This window comes from Paenibacillus tyrphae (assembly GCF_000722545.1).
Lineage (GTDB): Bacteria > Bacillota > Bacilli > Paenibacillales > NBRC-103111 > Paenibacillus_G > Paenibacillus_G tyrfis.
In genome coordinates this window covers 68,630-89,644 of the sequence record NZ_JNVM01000011.1, presented here as the reverse complement: position 1 = coordinate 89,644, position 21,015 = coordinate 68,630, and the positions used below count along the sequence as shown (strand labels likewise).

General features: G+C 48.5%; 12 protein-coding genes. All 12 read right to left on the bottom strand.

Going from position 1 to position 21,015, the window contains the following annotated elements; translation table 11 throughout:
* Positions 1-3: 3 nt before the first annotated feature.
* The 12 genes from ET33_RS15145 to fabZ all read right to left on the bottom strand — a co-directional run bounded on the left by ET33_RS15145 (position 4) and on the right by fabZ (position 20,886).
* Positions 4-1,158, bottom strand: a complete 1,155-nt coding sequence (locus ET33_RS15145; protein ID WP_036682889.1) for a sensor histidine kinase — start codon at positions 1,156-1,158, stop codon at positions 4-6.
* A gap of 88 nt (positions 1,159-1,246) precedes the next feature.
* Positions 1,247-3,868 (bottom strand): stalk domain-containing protein, encoded by a 2,622-nt coding sequence (locus tag ET33_RS15140; protein ID WP_036682885.1) that lies wholly within the window; start codon positions 3,866-3,868, stop codon positions 1,247-1,249.
* 158 nt (positions 3,869-4,026) lie between these two features.
* Positions 4,027-5,232: a methionine adenosyltransferase gene (gene metK, locus ET33_RS15135; RefSeq protein ID WP_029191820.1), complete on the bottom strand. Its 1,206-nt coding sequence runs from the start codon at positions 5,230-5,232 to the stop codon at positions 4,027-4,029.
* A 194-nt stretch (positions 5,233-5,426) separates the two neighbouring features.
* Positions 5,427-5,696, bottom strand: a complete 270-nt coding sequence (locus ET33_RS15130) for an alpha/beta-type small acid-soluble spore protein (RefSeq protein ID WP_036682879.1) — start codon at positions 5,694-5,696, stop codon at positions 5,427-5,429.
* Between the two features lie 88 nt (positions 5,697-5,784).
* A complete protein-coding gene (locus ET33_RS15125; RefSeq protein ID WP_036682876.1) occupies positions 5,785-6,378 on the bottom strand; it encodes a hypothetical protein in 594 nt (197 codons plus the stop codon).
* An 88-nt stretch (positions 6,379-6,466) separates the two neighbouring features.
* Positions 6,467-9,583, bottom strand: coding sequence for an S-layer homology domain-containing protein (locus tag ET33_RS15120; protein ID WP_036682873.1), 3,117 nt, complete (start codon positions 9,581-9,583; stop codon positions 6,467-6,469).
* Between the two features lie 545 nt (positions 9,584-10,128).
* On the bottom strand, positions 10,129-13,911 hold the full coding sequence (locus tag ET33_RS15115; protein ID WP_036682869.1) for an S-layer homology domain-containing protein: 3,783 nt from the start codon (positions 13,909-13,911) through the stop codon (positions 10,129-10,131).
* 264 nt (positions 13,912-14,175) lie between these two features.
* On the bottom strand, positions 14,176-15,294 hold the full coding sequence (locus ET33_RS15110) for a glycosyltransferase family 4 protein (protein WP_036682867.1): 1,119 nt from the start codon (positions 15,292-15,294) through the stop codon (positions 14,176-14,178).
* Between the two features lie 220 nt (positions 15,295-15,514).
* Entirely contained in the window at positions 15,515-16,639 is a 1,125-nt protein-coding gene (csaB, locus tag ET33_RS15105; protein WP_036682864.1) for a polysaccharide pyruvyl transferase CsaB, read from the bottom strand.
* A complete protein-coding gene (locus ET33_RS15100) occupies positions 16,615-18,660 on the bottom strand; it encodes a DUF5693 family protein (protein ID WP_235206723.1) in 2,046 nt (681 codons plus the stop codon). The genes csaB and ET33_RS15100 overlap by 25 nt, the downstream gene beginning before the upstream one ends.
* A gap of 33 nt (positions 18,661-18,693) precedes the next feature.
* Positions 18,694-20,406, bottom strand: a complete 1,713-nt coding sequence (locus tag ET33_RS15095; protein WP_407668101.1) for a phospho-sugar mutase — start codon at positions 20,404-20,406, stop codon at positions 18,694-18,696.
* Between the two features lie 57 nt (positions 20,407-20,463).
* Positions 20,464-20,886: a 3-hydroxyacyl-ACP dehydratase FabZ gene (gene fabZ / locus ET33_RS15090; RefSeq protein ID WP_036682856.1), complete on the bottom strand. Its 423-nt coding sequence runs from the start codon at positions 20,884-20,886 to the stop codon at positions 20,464-20,466.
* Between the last annotated feature and the right edge of the window lie 129 nt (positions 20,887-21,015).

The following is a 21,015-nucleotide window of genomic DNA, read 5'->3' as shown; positions in this document are numbered from 1 at the left end:
TGATTACTCCTCCTTGGATTCTGACTTGATCGGGATGACCATGGATAGTTTTGTTCCCGCCCCTGGCGCCGATTCGATGTCCATTCGCCCCTCGAGCAGCTCTACGCGCTCACGCATGCCCATTAAGCCGTAATGACTGCCGCGTGCAATCTTCTTGTCGATATTGTCGGTGCTGAAACCAACGCCATTATCGGATACGGTTATTTTAATCATCTGCTGCTGGAACGTGAGCTCCAGTGAGACATGGGAGGCTTCCGCGTGCTTGAGGACGTTAGAGAACGCTTCCTGTACCAAGCGGTATACCGCGACTTCCATACCGGATGGCAGGCGGACTTCTTTTCCGACCAGCTCGATTTTCGTACGAATCTTCGTTCTCTCCTCGTAATCCTGCACAAACTTACGCAAGGTGGGGACTAATCCGAGGTCGTCAAGCGCCATGGGACGAAGATTGAAAATGATCTTGCGAACCTCTTCAATCCCGCCCCGGACACCCGTTTTCAAATCATTCAGTTCATCTTTTACGGCATTATAGGCCTGCTTGGCCAACATGCGCTCGGTAATTTCGGTGCGAAGGACCATGTTTGCCATGTTTTGCGCAAGGCCGTCGTGAATTTCCCGGGCAATTCTCTTTCGCTCCTCTTCCTGTGCCAAAATGATCTTAAGACCCAGCAGCTGCCGGTTTTTGGCCGATTCCAGAAGACGTGTCACTTGATTGAGATCGCCGGATAAGTACTCAAGAACTACATTGAATTGAGAGACTAAAGACTCTGCCCGCTCCAGCTGTTTGTCGACATTTTTCAACCGTTTTTGCAGGTCGTCCCGTCGTGCTTTCAAATGCAGCTCTTTTTCCCGATGAATGGCCAGTTGGGCTTGCAGTTGGGTGGCTGCCTCGTAAGCCGCCCGAATATCTTCCTCATTGAAGCGCTTGAAATCCCGGCTCACTTCGGTCAAACGAACACGGGAGCGTCGATACTCCACCTCGAATTGATCCACCGTATCGATCGTTCGGCTCGTTTCCTCAATCACCGACTGCAATTCCTTGTTCAGCGCTTCGCGTTCAGCCCGGACGCTCTCACAGATCTCAAAAATTTGGTACTTGCTGTTTTCCATGACATCAATGGCATTTCTGATGACGCGGTCAAAAACGTCGACTTGCATCCGGACAAAGCTCCTTCGCCATTTTTCTCGGACGTACTAGCAATATAGTACCATATTTTCGGAAGATTGTGAGAGCTTATAGTACTAATTATTGCAGGGTGATTTGCTGGGTTTTTCCATCCCAGGTCACTTTCCAGCCCAGGTTCTCGGACAAAATACGCAGTGGTACCATCGTCAAATCCTTCATGATGACCGGTGGCACTTCGGCCGTAATTCGCTGTCCGTTTACAATCATGTCTTTATTATCGATCCATAGATCGATCATTTTACCGCCACGAAGGATCGTCACTTTACGCTCGTTCGGGTCCCAGTTTACCTTTCCACCCAGAGCATCGGTCACAAAACGGATCGGAATAAGCGTGTTGCCCTCCGTGATGACCGGAGCTTGTTCCAATGTCATCGCTTTGCCGTTAACGGTCACAGCCTTTTTGTTGACCGTCAGCTGAACGGAATTATTCGACGGTTGCTGCACCGCGCCGCGGTATGTAAACGTAATATCGTCGATGCCGATTTTGCCTTTGGCCGCCCGTTCGTCCTGTCCGATTTCCTCATTTACAACATAGACGCTCTTGACGCGAATCGGATAGCTCAGCTTCAAATCCGTCAGATCGGCAGTAAGTTGTTTCCAACCCTTCCAGTTAATATTTCTTGCGAAATCAACATAATGAATTTTACCGGCATTGTCAAGCAGCTCCGCACGCAGCCAGTTTAAGCTCTCGTCGCCGTTGACTCTCATTTTCATATATTGCGGCTCGCCTTCAATGAGAATGCGGGTATCCATCGTCGCATAAGCCCATTTGGTGCCTTTTCCTTGCGTGAAGTCGTAATTAAGCTCCAAATATTTATTGCCGTTCGTGTCTGGAACGATGTAGACAGAAGAAGTCACTTCCTGCGGCTTTGCATCCGGCATCGTCATGACGGCCTCTTTGTCCAGATCATACCATACTTTATCAATGCCGACAGGAATTGTCGTCGTCGTGCTGAAGCCGTCGTATCGCGCGATCAACTGCGCGCCGCCCGTGCTTCCCGCTAAGCTTGTTACTTTCAGCATACCATTCGTAACTTCACCTTGAATGCCAAGCACTTCCCATTGAATGAGCTCCGGCGGAATTTCTCTCGTCTTGCCCGATTTTGTCGTCGCAACGACCGGCAGTTTGTACGTTTCGCCTTCGGACAGCGCGAGGTTGTCAGACGTAATTTTCATGCTGGTCAGCTGATTTCGGCCCACGACTTCGACATCCGCCGTTGAGGTACCTTGACCCGATACCGCAGTGACTTTGCTTATTCCCGGTTGGTTCGGAGTGAATACGTTATCTTTGAACGTGCCCTTATTGCCGGCTACGCTCCACTGTGCCGTAATTTTATCGGTGTCAACCACCGGATTGTAAAAGACGTCGTAGGCTTTAAAACGAAGCGGAGCCTGCTCGCCGACAAACAGCACGCTTGGCGCCTGAATAAACAGTTCCTTTACTTCACCCTGCGGCGCGGTCGAGAATACCCCTACCCCATTCACAACTTTCCGCTGAATTCCGGTTTCGGTCTTATTCACAAGCACCGGCGTCATTTCGCCCAGCGGCCGGGCTACCATCTGCGTGGAACCGCCTCCGTCGAGGTTAAGCCCTTTCCATACGCCTACTTGAATCATGAACTGCTGCAGCTCATTCATCGATAAGCCTTTACTGTCGCCGCTGTAGTCGGCCGTAATGATGTAGGCCGTCTTCTGGTCCTTGGAATAGCCAAGCGCCGTCCGCGAACGCGTGCAGCACAGATCGTCCACCGGGCGCGAAAATTCCGATGGCTTGCCTTCATCCACCAAAATCGTATGACCGCCGATCATCATTTTGAACGTACTTGCATCATACTTCTTATTCGGGTCCTGCGGCAGGATTTGATAGTCTGCTTTCAGCGGATCGCCTACTTTTACATGCGTTCGGATAAAATCGGCAGCTTTGCCCGATGCGCGTAAAATGTACCCGTCTTTCGGAGCAATCATATTAATAACGCCGTTATCTGCAATTTCTTTAACGATACCGTTCTGAACCAAAATTTCCGTAGGAACGGTTACGCCATCATTGGAACGATCCACTTGTCCCCAAGTGTTCGTATACATAAACAAACCGTCAATATGGCTGTGCTCGCCACCGGGCTCGAACCAGTAGTAAGTTTTATTAATCCCGCCAAGCGCGTAGCTTTGCCCGTCTTTTGCAATAATGGAACCTTTAAACGTAAATAGGTCCACAATAGGCTTGTTGTCCTTGTCTAGCGCAAACGAGTAGAAGCCCGGCAAATACGGCGGCGTTGCCATCAACTGCCCGTTGGCAATCTCCGGTCCCATTGGGACACCTTCCGCCTGGGTGTTATAGAAGTCGCCGTTCACCCCTGCGACAGCTTTCGTTTCCTTGGCCATACCCAGCACGCTTTGCTTGCGCGTAAACTGGTTCTCGGTCCCTGTCATGACATCCAACTTGACATATGGGTTCGTCAAATCGACTTCCACGACATTCGCATTGACTTTGACGTCTTTTTTGCTTCTCGTAAACTGCCATACATATTTTTTCAACACGGCGCCGGTCGTCAAAATTTCTTGGCTTACCACTGTCGGAGCCGAATCCGCCGCTTCTGCCCTATACGGTACCGACCATGTGGACAGCAGCAACGACACTGCCAAAACGGCACCCGACAATTTTCGCCATTTTTTTTGCACAATCACGTTTCTGTTCTCCTCTCGTTTTCCACTCTCCTTTTATATAGACTCAATGACTATCCAAAAAGTTACGATAATAAAGGGTTATAAAAATCGACAAAAATGCAAAAAGACGATCCGCGAAAAGAACGGACCGTCTTGCTTAGACAGATCTGGAAAAAATATTAAGCTTGGGCGTCAGCTTTCAGCTGCTCTGCTTTATCCGTACGCTCCCAAGGCAAATCGATGTCCGTACGGCCAAAATGACCGTAGGCTGCCGTTTGCTTGTAGATCGGACGACGCAGGTCGAGCATTTTAATAATGCCGGCTGGGCGCAGGTCGAAGTTTTTACGAACGATTTCGACCAGCTTCTCTTCGCTTACTTTGCCTGTCCCAAACGTATCGACAGAAATCGATACTGGCTTGGCAACGCCAATCGCATAAGCGAGTTGAACTTCACATTTGTCGGCAAGACCTGCAGCTACGATGTTTTTAGCAACGTAACGGGCCGCATAAGCGCCGGAACGGTCGACTTTCGTCGGATCTTTACCGGAGAACGCGCCGCCGCCATGACGTGCGTATCCGCCGTACGTATCGACAATGATTTTACGGCCAGTCAATCCAGCGTCACCTTGCGGTCCGCCGATTACGAAACGGCCTGTCGGGTTGATAAAGTATTTGGTATTATCGTCGATCAATGCCGCCGGAACGATCGGCTTGATAACGTGTTCTTTAATATCGGCTTGGATCTGCTCCAACGATACTTCTTCAGCATGCTGGGTAGAGACGACGATCGTATCGACACGAACCGGTTTAGCCCCTTCGTACTCAACGGTTACTTGCGTTTTACCGTCCGGACGAAGGTATGCAAGCGTACCGTTCTTACGAACTTCCGACAAGCGGCGTGCCAGCTGGTGGGACAGCGAAATCGGCAGCGGCATCAATTCAGGTGTCTCGTTAACCGCAAAGCCGAACATCATGCCTTGATCCCCGGCGCCGATTGCTTCGATTTGATCGTCCGTCATTTGGCCTTCACGGGCTTCAAGCGCTTTGTTAACGCCTTGAGCGATGTCAGGCGACTGCTCGTTCAAGGAAACCAGCACTGCGCAAGTTTGGGAGTCAAAACCGTATTTCGCGCGAGTATAGCCGATATCTTTAATGGTTTGACGTGCAATGGATTGAATATCGACATATTCCGATTGGCTTGTAATTTCACCGATGACAAGAACCAAACCGGTAGCTACGGAAACTTCGCAAGCTACGCGAGCATTTGGGTCATTCGCCAAAAATGCGTCAAGTACAGAGTCGGAAATTTGGTCACAAATTTTATCCGGATGCCCCTCAGTTACAGACTCCGAGGTAAACAAACGGCGGCCCACAGAATTGGACATGAGTACAACCTCCTACTGCTTTTATTATGGATAAAGGCTGAAGTCCACATACAAAAAATCAACCTTTTCCGGGTGGAAAAGGTTCCTTTAGCTGCTACCTTCTTATTGTATGTTACTGGATTTGTAGAAGGCTGTCAATAAAATATGATGAGATCGCGTAAAATTAACATTCCTGTTGATAATTGTCTTCTTGTTTATAAGCTCAACATCATTTCTTCAGCTTTTTTAATTAATCTTGCCGTAATTGTTCCCCCTACGGCACCGGCATCCCGGGAAGCAATGTGCCCCCAATAATCTTCTTTAATCGAAGCCGAAGGGATCGAACCAAGCTCGGTAGCAAATTCAACATTAGCGTTAGCCAACTGCTTGCCAACTGGAAGCCCCAACTCAGCAGCGATCTCGTACTTTAAAATATCCAGTGCCTTTCCGCTTTCCGGTACCACTTTCTTGTTGCTTTTCGACATAAGGGATACCTCCTCAAGTAGGATGTAATGCTATTATCCCCCCTGAGGCGAACCCCAAACGTATGAATGATTGGTGAAATGGGTAAAATTATGATGCGGCTTTCGTTCCATCCGCATTAATAATCAAATAACTGCCGCGAACCATAACGAAAACTTCCTGCTTGTTCTTAGCGTCAGGTTTAACGCCCCGGCCCTCCCGTGGAACGATGAGCAAGTGGTTAAGCTCAACCGTTGCTCCTGCGGAAATATCTTTACCGGAAGTAACGTCCGGAATCCCGTTATCGTCAGAGCTCACCGCTACAACTTTACCTGTTCGGACAATGAATTCGGTGCCAGCACCGCCATAAAGCGTTTGTCCTTGCTGGAGCTTCACGACAGTAAGTCCGGAATTGGGGACAGCGTTATTGCCAGTACCGGAACCTGTGGATGGGATAGTTCCGCTTCCGCCACCTTGCTTGGCCAGCTCAGCCGCGATGAGTTGTTTGATTTTTTCTTCGTTTATACTTTGTTTAGCGAATTCATCTGCTACTTGCTTGGCAACGTTTTGTTCGAAGTAGCTTTTGGTGATGATGGGATCATCGACAGAACCTGGTTGGGTAGAGGTATTGTTGGAATCTGCGTAGACGATCGTCGTGAAAAGAAGGATGAGAATTACAGTAGCTAGAGTAATTTTTGATTTCATGGGCTCACCTGCTTTGGATGTATGTATTTAGTGGGTCTTGATAAAAAAAGAAGACCCGTAGGGGTCTTCTTTTTTTAATCCGTTAGGATTAGTTAGTGATAACAACTGTTGTTGTTGCAGATTTACCGTTAGGTGCAGTAACAGTCAACGTGAAGGAACCATTTCCTACGATAGTCAAGTTCTCACCATTAAGCGATACACTGCCATTTTGCTCCATGCTTACATCAGTGATGATGTATGTCAGTTGCAGCAGTTTATCGTTGTAAGGTGCGATATTTTCGTTTTTGAACTCATTGCCATATTGGTTCTTAACAGTGAGGTCGCCCATCAGGTTGTAAAGTTTATACTGGTTAGTGGTATTTTGTACCAAAATATCGGAAAGCTTATCAGCGGTTGCATTTGCACCTCTGGAGAATGTTTTGCTCGCTTTTCCAGCTTCAATGCTTTCAACTTTGTTAGGCTCGTTCTTAACAGTCACTTGACCAGTTACTGTGTTGTCGTTACCTTTACCATCCAAGAAGCGTACAGTTACATTGGAAGTACCTGTCTTCTTACCGATAACGTAAGCTTTACCATTGCCATCCCCTAAGCCATAGCGAACATATTCGTAGACTTCAGACGAAACGCTCTTGATCTGTTTCGGGAATGCAACTTTATTTCCAGCGCTGTCTGTAGCTTCAACAACAAGTTCTTTAGCTAACTTGCTTTTCGCTGGGTTGCCTTGAATTTCAGTGCTGTTTTTGTACATATCATCGTCCAGCGTATTGAAGATGCTGCCCAGATCTTTCAAGTTGTATTTGAGGTTCTCGCTCTTACCATCAACAACTTGAACTTTCTTCGTAACGGAAGCTACGCTGCTATCGATGACAGTTCCATCAGTTTTCTTCTTACGAAGAGCAAATTTAACTTCAACTTCTTTACCGGTTGCAACATTTGCAGTTTCGATTTTGACCTCTTTATCAGAGAATTGCTTAACAGTAAGACTTGCACCGCCATTTGTAGGCAATTGTCCATAACCATCAACGCTAACTTTAAAGTTAGTGTCGCCAGCAGTCACTGTAGCGTAAACATCATAAGTTACAGTGCCATTGCTGTTGTTTTCGTTGATCGGCTTGTCAAATTCCTTCATAAGCTCGGTGTAGTTGTCAAAGAGCTGGAATTTAGGCTTCGTTTCACCGCCAGCAACTGCTTTAGTAGCAGCATCCGTTACCGTTTTGATTGTGGACGGATAACGTGCATCAACTGTGTTGAAGCTTTTGCTAGCTTGGCTGTTTACGCCGTTTGTAAATACGTTAACGTAAATTTGGCCATTGCCTTTTGCCGTTACTTCGCCGATGTGAATTTTACCTTTTTTGTCGCCGGTGATAACAACTTTACCTTCCGAATCAAGCATAGAAGCAGGTACGTTGTCGGTTTTACCGAGGTTAACCGGTCCCGATACGGAAATGTTGAAGCGTTTGTCTTTTACGTTATCTATAACGTCATCAGCAGACAATTTGTTGCCTTCAGCATCGTAAGCGATCAAGTCGATGTACTTGTCTTTATCGCCTACTGCAAGAGAACCGCTAAATTCGCCGAGTTCAACTTTAGCAGCGATTTTGCTTGCGCTGAGTTTAATGTCAGCAGTTGCAGTAGAGCCACCACCGAATACGGATACAGTGAATACTCCAGTGCTAGTTACTTTGCCATCAAGTTTAACAACGAGGTCTTTTACGCCATCGCCATTGTCGTCGATGAACTCATATTTCAGGTTAGACTCGTAAGGAACATTTCCTTTTGGAGTAATGTAGGCGCTTGGATCAGCGATTTTGTTGCTTGCCGTTCCGGAATCAATTGTGAGCTCGCCGCCGTATTGGTCGTATTGAGTCAATTTAACGACAGCTTTGTCGCCAGAGCTTTGGAGTGCGCTTTTACCAGTTGGGTATTTAACGTCTCCCAATTCTACTTTAGCGAGGTAAGGGAAGTCGCCCACTTTGAATACTTTAACAGCAGACTTTTTCGTGTCGTTGTCCCAAATGTTAACGGAAATTTGGCTATTGTTGGAGATCAAGCCGCTATCATCCGTATTCATAACAACATAGAACTTGCCAGTGTCAACATCTTTAGTCAAAGATGCGGAGTTATTCGGCACTGTCGCGTTAACTGTGAAGTTACCGGCAGGGAACGAAACGTTTTGACCGTATTGGTTGGTTGGTTTGAATTGAACGCGAACTTTTTTCGATTTTGCAACAGTATCGTTAGCTGTTACGAACTCGATTTTTTCAAGTCTTTCGTTCTCTGCTTTGAATTCAGCCGTAGTTTTGTCAACTGCGGAAGCATCCAAACCGCCAAGAGTTACGCTGTATGTGCCTTCAGTAATTTTCGTACCGTCTTTCAGCGTCAGCGTAGCAACTTTTTTATCTTCAGACCATTTGATGTCAGTTGCAACGTCAGCTGTACCTTTTTTCAAGGAAACAGTAGCTTTTGCAGTATCTACATCTCTGTCCAGAGTAACTTGGACTTTGTTGTAGTCAGCAGCTTTAGCTTCTTTGATGGAAGCTTTAGCCGGTTTGTTGGTGTCAACAAATTGTTTTTTAGCTTCGTAGGAGCTCGTTACCAACAGGTCGCGAGTTGCTGCCGAAGTACCGCCGAATGTGCCGTCAGTGCCGTTGCTCAGCAATTTCAGTTCAAGTGCCAATGCAACATAACTTTTTGCCCAGTCGGAAACAGTTTTGTCGCTCACGCCGGTTTTGTTTCTACCTTCGGAGTCTTTGCCCAGGCCGCGGATCAAGAAAGTAGCGAGTTGCTCTTTCGTTACGTCGCCAGCAGGGTTGAATTGGCCAGGAGCGTAACCGTCCGTGATGCCAGCTGCTTTAACAGCTTCGATGTAAGGCAGAGCGTATCCGTTAGCCGGATCGTCGGATTTCACATCGGAGAAGCTGGAAGTTTTCAGGGAAGTGTCAACTTTCAAGTTGAAGACCAAAGCTGCTACTTTCGCGAATTGCGCACGGTTCATTTTGTCTTTCAGACCGAATGTACCTTCTTTAACGCCGTCGAAAATGCCAGCGCCGATCATTTCGTCAAACTTTGCTTTTGTAGCTGCATCCAGATCTTTCAGATCTGTGAAATCAGCGGAAGATTTCTTAGCGTCTGCACCCAGTGCTACGGAAGAAAACATGGAGAATGCCATAGCCAGGGACAGGATTGCAGATAAACTTTTCTTCATAACCTTTTTTTCTCCTCCTCGAATATCTTTCGGTTGTTGAGAGTTCTGTGTAGAAAAATTATAGCTCGATTCCCTCATTAGCCGATTCACCCCCTTCCCAGAGTTGAGCAAAATGAGTTTTTATTGAAGATGTCTGCAATGTATAAATTGCAGAAACTAGTAAACCAATAGGAAGTTTAAGGATAGAATCGCATGCCACCTAACATTATACACTGACATGCTAGCAAGGTAAAGAGTATATTTTGTGAAATTTATCCAAGTTCACAGCTCTTTGTCTTGCTTTCTGTTTGTTTCAATGTATTAAACGCACGTTGTTTCGAAAAGTTGCGCTCTTTGAAAAAACTTTTTTTGTTTTTTTGAGGCCGCTTTGAAACAAGTACATCAAGAGCGTCTATCAATTATGTATTGTATCGAGCGCTCACAAAAGGTAGTATACAACGACCTACTCGCATACGTCATCATTAATAATTTTCCAATATTGAGCGGAAACCACCTAAAATTAGAGAACAAACCGCCAACCCACGGTTGACGGTTTGTCAGTCATCTTATTTCGGGAATTTCTTTTGCTGCTTCAAGATGCGCTCCATGACGGCAGCAGCTTGAACACGCGTGAAGTTTTGAAGCGGGTCAAAACGATATGTCTTCTTCTTCTGACCGGAAAGAAGAACGTTCTCAATGCCCTCGATGAATTTGGCTTTGTATACGGCCTCAACCGCAGGCAAAGCATAAATGTCGATATCTTTCGCATCGGTAAATTGCTTTTGAAGCGAATCAAGAGACTTATTGCTGTCCGAATTCACTTTCAGCTCAGCCGCTCTCGCAATCATGACGGCCGCATCCTGGCGCGTAATGGCCTCATCCGGCTTGAACCGGCCTCCGGCATTACCGCGTGCGATGCCGACCCGTGCCGCTGTCTCGATGTACTTATAATCGTACAGCGGATTGGTGCTAGCAAATTTCTGCACGTCGCTGAACGTCAGGTTGCCGGAGTACTGAAGCGGAAGATCGAAAGCTTTGACAAGCAGTGTAGCAAACTCGCCGCGCGTAATCGATTCGTTCGGTACAAAGAGCGACTGCAGTTTATTGAGCATAAACCCTTTGGAATAAAGCGTATCAAGCGTATCACGGCCCCACTCGTGGCTCGTAATATCGTTGAAGCTGTCGTACATGTACATTACTTGGAAATAGCCAAAATGATCGATCGGAACCGTGATCGTATTTTTCTTCGGATCGACTTCGCCGCCGATGTTTTTCCAAGCTAAGGTCGTCATGCCCCGATAATCTTCATAGATATCCATTTGATAAACGGTGACATACTTCCAAGAGTCTTGTCTGATCGAATCGTCATACTTCAGCGTCAGCTCGCCGCGCTTGGTTGGTACGAACGAGTTCTTCAGATCATTCTCATTATTCTTCTGATAAAATCTTACGTTTGCGTTGTTTACGTCAATGTTGTACGGATCGCGCCCGGAGCCTGTGAGAGCTTCTTTCAGCTTGTCCTTGTCCAAATAATCGTCTTGGCCAACAGCGCCGCCGTTGATCCAGAACAGCTTACTAGCCGGACGGAATTTGCCTGTCGGCTCTTGCAGGAAGAACGTTGCGCTGTAGTCCGTATTATAGGCTTTGTTGACACGGCCGTCCTTCACATTGGCAAGACCGAACAACAGCTTGCGGTCTCCCGTCAAGTACTGGTTCGTTGCTGTCGGTTCGTTGCGCATAAGCTTCGTGTTAGTCGGGAAGCTGAGCTCCAGCTCTCCCTCGAAGAGCTTATATTTGTTTTGTAGCGGCATCAGCATTTGTGCGCCTTCTACCGCCGTATTCACGTTATTCACCACAAAGCTACCTTTGGAGCTGTCTTTGCCGCGGTTCACGGTAAAGCTAATTGTGTTACGGCCCGCTTTCAAGTTCTCGTAGCGGTAGTAGAAATAAGGTTTGTTATCGGATGGGTCGATCTTGCTGAGTATATTAGCGTCTTTACCGAAGCTTACGCTATCTGCGTTCTCAGCTTCCAATTTGATGTCTACGAAGTTCCCGTTAATCGTAGCCACATCATCCTTGCCGCTCCTCACAAGAATCGGTTCGATAACCCGGTAAGGTACCGGTTCACGGGAAATCGTAATGCTCCGGGTTTCGGTGATTCCCGTTTTGTTGGAAACCATAAATTCGAAAACGACATCCCCTGTAAAAGGAAGAGGAATGCTTGCTGTATTGATAGCCCCAGTCCCGACGCTATTCAGATAGTTTTGCTGGCCGTTGGCCGGAGCAGCAGGATAATTCCATCCAGTTCCACTATCCCGGGCATCGAAAGTAACAACCGGGTTGCCCAGAGCGTCTTTTTTGCGGACAGTCATTTTGATGCTGTCTGCATTCACGAAGTTGCCCACGAAAGATACGCTGTTTGCATTCGTCGCGTATTTATCCGGTGTTTGCGCCTTGGTGAATTTCTCCAGCGGACTTGGCAAGATATCTCCTACGAATGCAGGAGTCGGCAACGTAAACTTAAAGATCTCATACTGCACTGTCGTTACAACAGCACCGTTCAAACGCAGGTTGATTTTTACCGTGTTACGTCCTTCGTTAAGCAAATCTTTGTTGTCATTAGGCAGCCAACGGGTATCGGCTTTGCTCACATCCAACATAAAAGTCGATTTTGCATTGGTATCGCGGAAATCTCCTGCAACCAGCTTGGTCACATAACCGTTAACGGACACCTCGACATTGGCATACTCCGCTTCAGGCAAGTTCATGATTTTCGCCTGCAAGCAAGGCGTACCGCCTGTGCCTGGAGTGCAATAAGGCGTCTCCAATGCGGCGTTTTTGATAACCATATTGTTATAGAAGTTAACCGGAATGATATACGGTGTACTTGTAATAACTAATGGGAAGTCCAGCTTACCGTTGGTTATACCGTTCGGTACTATAGACATGATGGCTCTTCCATCACGAATGCCATTTACTTGTACTTTCCATTTTTGCTGCGTACCGTCGGGTCCAACATAAGTTGCTGCAATACCGGTTGTGTCTCCGCCGATGAACGCCTTAACATTTCCCGCCGGATCAACACCGGTCGTATAGATATAGAACGTAGATGGCAGCTCACTGATTTCATTATCGCCATTTTGATTTAGGGCGACTTCAACCGGTTGAGTCGTTACCGGGTCCGTGCCAAGATCCTTGGTTACTTTCGTTACATAAGGTGCAGCCGGATCAAAATAATTGAACGTAAACGTCTGCTGCGGCGCTTGACCTACCAAGCCGCTGCCTGTATAGAACGTCACGATAAGCGTCTGATTCCGATTCGTCGGAAGAGTCAGCGGAATAGAACCCAGATCAAATACTTTATAAGTCGAGGTCGACTCTGCCGGGATTTCCGTAAGCGGAGCCGGTGTAGTACCCGAGAAGTATACCCGTTGGGTTGCCGGGCTGCCGCCTACTACGGTGATATCTGCATACACATATTGCGTAACCGTAGAAGAACCCGGGGCCAGATCGACCTTCATTTTACCCGTCAGGTTAGCCGTCGTTTGATTCAATTGCGGAAACGGATCGTTCACTAGCTTCTGCTTTCCAGAACCAGTATCTAAAGCGCCGTTAAACAAAAACGGCTTGCCATTGTTGAAAATGAACTTTTTAGTCGTGTTGTACGTATTCGTGTTGTTGCTGGCGACAACTTTAAAAATGTTGTCCCCGGCTTGCATGTTGAAATCCGTGTTCCGGTTTGGAATGAACGTAAAGTCGCCATTATTGCTGCGGAACGCCGTGATCGGATTGGCTTGGCCGAGCAAGTAACCTTGAACCGTCGTCGCATTCGGCGATTTACCTGTAATCACATACGCCGTTTGCGTTGGGTCCTTCGGATACATTTGACCGTCGTCGATCGGCACGTCGTTAAACTTCAGGTCCGTAATGTTCGTTGTCGGCGTAAACGTCAGGTAGGCAGGTTGGGAAGAAATCTTGGTGACGTCACCCATCGTAAACGTAATTTTGTTCGTACCTGCGGACAGCTTGACGCTGTTGAAAGTCACTTCATAAGGGCCCGTTTTCATGCCCTTGTTGGATTTGTTCTCCACCGGGCTTCCGGGGCTGGTCGTCACGTTCTCGATCTCATAATAAATAGAAGAGATCTGAGCATCGTCGATATTATCGATTTCGACAGAAATATTGACCGTCTCGCTGGTGACCGGAGTCGGGGTTGCCGCTGCTGTACTGTATCCTTTGACTTTCATCAGCGAACCGCCGGCGGCCATCGCGGAAAACGGTACGATCATCGACACCAGCAGGGCAACGATGACCGCAAAGCTGACGGCACGATTGGTAAGTCGTTTCAAGAGAAGTACCTCCTTATGTAATAAAAATGTAGGCAAATTAACGATTCAAAGCAATCCGGTTAAAAAACAACCTCCCCCGCCTGAAACCGGCAAAGATTTGACATCATTCGCCAAAAAATTAGTTGTACTTTACATATCGGCCGAATGTGATATTTTTTTTAGGGAAATTTGCAAGAAGCGCAACAAAAAATCCCAAACCGATCAAGGTCTGGGATTATCAGCTTTTATTGTTCTGTTCAACATGTTGCATTTGATGCTATATAATCATTTCGACATCCGTGAACGAGTGCTAAGCTGCATCGTTTTCACGCGGATTTTATTTAAAAAATGAAGCACTGGTTTTTTGGTCTTGCTGATGATGCCGATCGCTTCCGCGCCAAGCACCAGCACAAAGAGCAAAATGGCAATCAATAGCACGGCGCCCCACAGCGCATCCTGCTCCGACATGAAGGAAAGCAGCACGGCAGAAGAGCCGAAGAACACGGCAATGCCATATATAATGAGCACCGTTGTCCGGTGGCTGAAGCCAAGCTGAAGCAGGCAGTGATGCAAGTGGCTTTTATCCGCGGCCGAGATCGGCAGGTTATTGACCCATCGGCGCATAATGGCGAAGAACGTATCCGATAACGGAACCCCTAAGATCATGATGGGTACCAGCAAGGATACAACGGTCGCCTGCTTAAATCCAAGCACGGACAGCGTAGCCAGACAAAACCCAAGGAACAGAGCCCCCGAGTCGCCCATGAAAATTTTGGCCGGATGAAAATTGTAGAACAAAAATCCGGCGATAGAGCCAAGCAGCACGACACACAGCAATGCGACGGTAACGTTCCCCATCATCAGGGCCAATACCAGAATCGTCGTCGTCGCAATCCCCGATACCCCGGCGGACAGACCGTCCAAGCCGTCGATCAGGTTAATGGCGTTGGTCACCCCCACGATCCAGAAGATCGTCAGCGGAACGGCAAGCCATGTTAAAGAAACGGCCCCGTCGGCGAAGGGCAGGTTGACCAAATCGATCACAGCCCCGGAATAGACCACTACACTAGCAGCCAAAATTTGACCGAGCAATTTGATTTTGGGTGACAGGTCGAACCGATCGTCCAGTGCGCCGATTAATACGACAATCGCCCCACCTACCAGCAGACCGAAAACAACATCCGTTTTTAATGTATTTATAGCAGGAGAAACAACGAAATAAGCTGCAATGAATGCAATAAAAATAGCTAATCCGCCGAGTCGCGGCATGATCCGGCTATGTACTTTGCGATGATTCGGTGCATCTACGGCACCAACCCAAAAAGCAAAGCGTTTTACCAGCGGTGTCATCAGCAATGCGATCAGTAAAGCAGCAACAAAGCCGATACCGTATAACAAGTTCATGTGTGTTTTCACAGCCCCTTTTTTCTATGACAAAACCCCAAACACTTCAAATTATACCTTGACGGCTTCTGAAATACCATCATGAATTTAGGCAATTTGGGCGGTTTTCAGGTGGTTTTCATAGGGATTATCAGGTTTCCGCACATTTTCCTCTCTACGATTCACTTTCACTGCGAATTACGGCAAAACAAGCACATTTTTATTGCATAGCGCAGCCTTATTAATTCCCTTTAAATCGACAGGCAAAATAAGCAACGATTCGTTCCGCCGGACGCCCGGCTTCGACTTTCAGCCGTTCAATGGCAGGCTGCTTCTCCCGTTTCCAAGATTCCACGCCGTTCCACAGCCGCAAAGTTTCTTCGGCCAGCGCGTTCGCATCGGGCTTTTGGGTACTGCAAGCGGCTTTAATCCCGAGACGGTTCAAAAATTGATCGATCTTCGGATCGTACGACACGCCAACCATAGGGACGAATTGACCGGCCGCATAAATTAAGGAGTGAAGGCGCATTCCGACCAACACCCGGCAGGAAGCAACTTCCGCCAGCATATCCTGCGGATGGTCAATCGGAGGGGTTATGCTCATCCGCTCTTTGTAGAGTTCCCCCATATGTTCCATCACATACAAGGAAGCTTGCTCGTCGGATGGCAAATGAAACGGCAGGAAACGAATGTGCGCGTCCGATTGCTCCAATACAAGCTTAAGCGCATCGGCAACAGCCCGGAGCTCCGAACGATCTTCGTTCCAGAATCGGACGGATACCCCAATAACAGGCTTTGTAAGCGTACCGCCTTTTGGGGACCTTTGATCGCGAAGTGATAATCCCATCACCGGATCCGGCACCACTTCGACCCGATTTGCTGGAACACCCATTCGCCCCAGCAGCGCTTTCGATTCGTCGTCTCTAACCGAAATAAACGCACATCGATTGAAAGCCGAACGGATCCATCCGTAGAAAAACGGCCGGTGTACCGGACCGATGCCTTGAGAATAAATAAATACAGGCTTTCGAAGCCATTGAGCAAGCCGGATAATTCCAATGTAATACGGGATCGTTTTGGTCCCCGTTTCATCCTGCAGCAGGCTGCCGCCACCGCTTATGAGCCCGTCGGCTCCGCGCAGCGCCCGCCATACTTCGGCAGGGCGCATCCGGTGAGCGGCTTCAACGCCGTAGGTTCGGGCCGTTTCTTCCGGGTTTATGGACAGAACGACAGGGACGTATGTTTCGCCCTGTCGTTCTCCATGCTCCTTCAAAGCCAGTAAAATCGATTGCAGCACTGCTTCATCGCCGCTGTTATGGAATCCGTAGTAACCGGACAATACTATTCGCTTAACCGGGGTGCCCAACGCTGCCAACTCCTTGAAATAATTTCCCAGACCACAATCAAGACGACCCCGATCAACAGGCCGAAAGCCACGCCGTAGACGACGCGAATCGACGAAATGACGAGCGGTGTATGCAGATGCGCGAACGTATCTACGACCGAAGCTTGACCGATAACGCCGATCAGAACAAGCAGAAGCGCGCTGCGGTACTTATAGCACAAGTAAGCTCCCAGCAGGAACAACGGATGGGAGATCAAGAACTCCTTCGTCCGCGGCCGCACGCCGAGCGTATTTTCCAGGAAAGATCGGAAGTATCGTTCAAACGACGATGCCTGCCCCTCGTTGCCGGTACGCGAAATGTAGTAATAGCCTGCTGCCGCGACGACTACTGCGACAATGACCCACAGAACACGAATATTCGCGTGAAGGAAGCCTTGAATTTGCCGTACTTTATCCCGATAAGAAGTTTCATCGCTGAACAACAGCCAGTACAGAACCGTCAGTGCGATCGGAGCCGCATGCAGGATGCCGACGCCGCGGAATTGCTCTAGTACCAGAGAATACGTAATTTGGTTCAGTAAACCTACGATAAATAAAACACCGATTAGGGAAAGAAGGGTTGTCCGCAGAAGCAGAACGACAGTGAACAACCATTTTTTTTCATCCCTGCGGTTTAACTTATTCCGCGCCGTCCGGATAGCAAACATCATAGCGAGAGTCGGAGCGGAGGTTCCTGCGCCAAGCGCCAACGCTTGTGAAAATAAACTGTTGTTCCATACATACATCCCTGCAGAGCCAACCAATCCGAGCAAAAAGACAGCTAGTGCAATCTCAGGAACAAAGTAAGAGATCGTCAGCACAATTAAAGCGATGGCTCCAATCGACAGCAGCATCTTGGCCACCGGCTGCCAGCCTGAATGCACCGGTACAAACGCCGTAGCCGGTCCGGTTTGATAGCCTACCTTATGAATCTGAGGAATGGCCCCGTCCGGCCCCTTCAACGTCAAGTAAATCGAATCGAGCGGATGTACGATTTTCCCTTTGTCCGTGCTCTTTACCGCTTTGGCATGCAGGAAGATCATACGGATGTTACGATCCTTCACCGCCAGCAAAAACCGATCCGCATAATCTTGAATGCGGCCCTTCAGCTCTTCCGGAGTAATGTTCTCCGTCAGCTTCTGGGAATCGGATTCCGTGAGCGGGTGAAGACGGACCACGTTGTAATCAATCTTCTTTGAAATCGTGTTGAAGCCGCGCGGCGGCGTCTTTTGGTACAGGGCTTCGGTTGAGGCCAAGCCGATTTGATGCTTTTTCATGAGCTCGGCCATCGACTCGAGATTATGCAAATCCTTATCACTTACGAATCCGGGCACGGTTTCGCCATCGATAATCATTCGCTTAACCCCGAGAGCCTGCAGTTTTCCCAGCAGCTCATCCATGCGGGCTTCATCGAAAGCCCGGCGGTTGGATAGCCGGATGACAATCGTGTATCCTTTTTCCTTAAGCAGCTGTAAGGTGATCGGATCCGGGTCCATCGTTTTTAAAAGCGCATCTTCCATCGACATCTCGATGATCATGCCCGGCTGATTTTTGTAGCTCCATGCTCGCGTGTTTACATTCAACTCGGCAAAGGCCTTTTGAATCATCGGCTGAAGCTGCTGCTCGGATTCTTTCTCCGCAAACAAAAGATACGTAAAATTTTCATTCGGCGAAATGGGCGTCTGGGTCAAAGCGGACGCTTCATGGGATGTAAACAGCTCGATGCGACGGCTCAGCTTCAGCTCGTTGAGAGTCGCTTCATAGACAGCCATGGATTGAATCCCATGCTGCTTCATCTCGTCCAACTGCTCCAATACGAATTTGCGGGGGTCCGTTTGCAAATCGGATATTTCCAGCAAATTGCGATAATCGAAGACGAATTCTACCTTTCGTCCCGTTTTCTGCTCCGTCTCATTCCGCTCGAACGCTACGGGGATGGCAGCCAGCATCCCGAGGATAACCAGCCACCATAACCATTTAAGCGCCCGTTGGTTCCATTTCATGTACGTTCCCTTCAACACTGCCCACTCCCAAAGTTAGTTGTGATTGTCCACACGGGACATTACAGTCTGTACCAGTTGTTCGATCGCTTCGGAAGCGGCCTGCGCGGAGGTGCCTCGAACGGCAAAGTATACTTTGATCTTCGGCTCCGTGCCCGACGGGCGGAGACAGAACCAAGAATCGTCTTCAAGCGTATATTTAAGGACGTTTTCCGACGGAAGTCCGTACAATCCTTGAGAGAAGTCTTCAACTTTAACGATTCGCAATCCGTTAAGCTCTTCTGGCGGAGCGCTGCGCCAATCGCTCATGATGCTTTGAATTTTCTCGACGCCGTCTTTGCCTTTGAGCGTGCGCGATTCGAGCTTTTCCAAGAAGTAGCCGTGACGCGTATACAATTCCTGCAGAACGTCGTACAAGGTTTTGCCCTGGCTTTTGTAATAAGCTGCGGCTTCACAGATCAGCATCGACGCGATCACCGCATCCTTGTCGCGCGCATAGTTGCCGGCGAGATAACCGTAGCTTTCTTCGTAGCCGAACAAAAACTCGGCCTCTCCGGTACGCTCGAATTGTGTCATTTTTTCACCGATATATTTAAATCCCGTCAGCGTGTCCAATACTTTAGCCCCATAATGCTCGGCAATGACTGCACCCATCTCGCTGGTGACGATCGTTTTGATCACGACTCCGTTAGCCGGAAGCTCACCGCGCTCCTTACGGCTGCTGAGCAGATAATCGACCATAATCGCGCCAGACTGATTGCCCGTCAGCACGAAATATTCGCCGTTTGCATCCTTCACAACCGCGCCCATCCGGTCGCAATCCGGGTCCGTTCCGATAATGATGTCGGCGTCCGTTTTCTTGGCTTCGTTAATCGCCAAAGCGAACGCTTCCCGTTCCTCCGGATTCGGCGACTTGACGGTGGAGAAGTTGGCGTCCGGCTGTTCCTGCTCGGCAACCACCTGCACCTGACCGAAGCCGATGCCGGACAATGTCGCGCGCACGGATAAATTGCCTGCTCCATGCAGAGGTGTGAACACGATGCGGAAGTTATCGCTCGTCTGCTTCACCAGTTCCGGGTTGCGGCTGATGGCCGTGACCGCACGAATGTATTCGGCATCCACCGTCGCGCCGATCCATTGCAGTAAACCGGCATTTTCGGCTTCCGCACGCGACTTTCTTTTCACGTCGGCAAACGACTGCACTCCACGGATCTCAGCGATAACTTGCTCGGCTTGCTCCGGAACGAGCTGTCCGCCATCGTTGCCGTATACTTTGTATCCATTATATTCGGGCGGATTGTGGCTCGCTGTGATAACGATGCCGGCGTCGGCCTTCAAATGTCGAACGGCGAACGAGAGCTCCGGCGTCGGACGAAGCGATTCGAACACATACGCTTTGATTCCGTTGCCTGCCAGCACTTTAGCCGCTTCAAGCGCGAATTCGGGCGACTGGTTCCGGGAATCGTAGGCAATCACCGCGGAAAGCGATGCTTTGCCGGAAGCAAGCATGAACTGCGCGAGCCCTTGGGTGGCACGGGCTACCGTATACGCATTGATCCGGTTCGTGCCGGCTCCGATGACGCCGCGCAGGCCCCCGGTTCCAAATTCAAGATCGCGGTAAAACCGATCCTCGATTTCTTTGGGATCTCCTGCAATTTGTTTAAGCTCTTCTTTGGTGCTCTCGTCAATCGCCGGATCCTTCAACCAAAGCTCGTATTGCTCCTGCACATGCTTCCCCGTATTCATCATTCCATCTCCTCTACCCGAAATTTTATGTATTTATGTCAATTATGATCGGTATCCTTCTCACTGAAGAGCGAACATGATTTCGCCTTCGGCTACAACCTTGCCCTCGACTTTAGCTGTCGCTTGCGCTTTGCCGATAATGCCTTTCATCCGGGTAACCACGACTTCCAACGTCAACGTATCCCCCGGTTTCACTTGGCCCCGGAACCGGAAATTGTCCACCCCTGTAAGCATTCCAATTTTTCCTTGGTTGCCTTCCATTTGCAATAAAGCTACGCCGCCAACCTGCGCAAGAGCTTCAATAATTAATACCCCCGGCATCACAGGATACTCCGGAAAATGTCCCTGGAAAAACGGTTCGTTGATCGTAACGTTTTTAATACCGACGGCTCTCACACCAACCTCTGTTTCCAATATACGGTCTACCAACAAAAACGGGTAACGGTGCGGAATAATCTTTTGAATTTGAGTGGCATCTAACATTGCAGATGCTCCTTTCTTGTTGAGTATAAAAACGCTTGGTTCAACTTACAATATAAATGTCCCTTCATGAGCTGCAGCAGTGAAGGTTGATATAAGGGGGCTTATGTGCGGATTTGCCAGTAAGGTGAA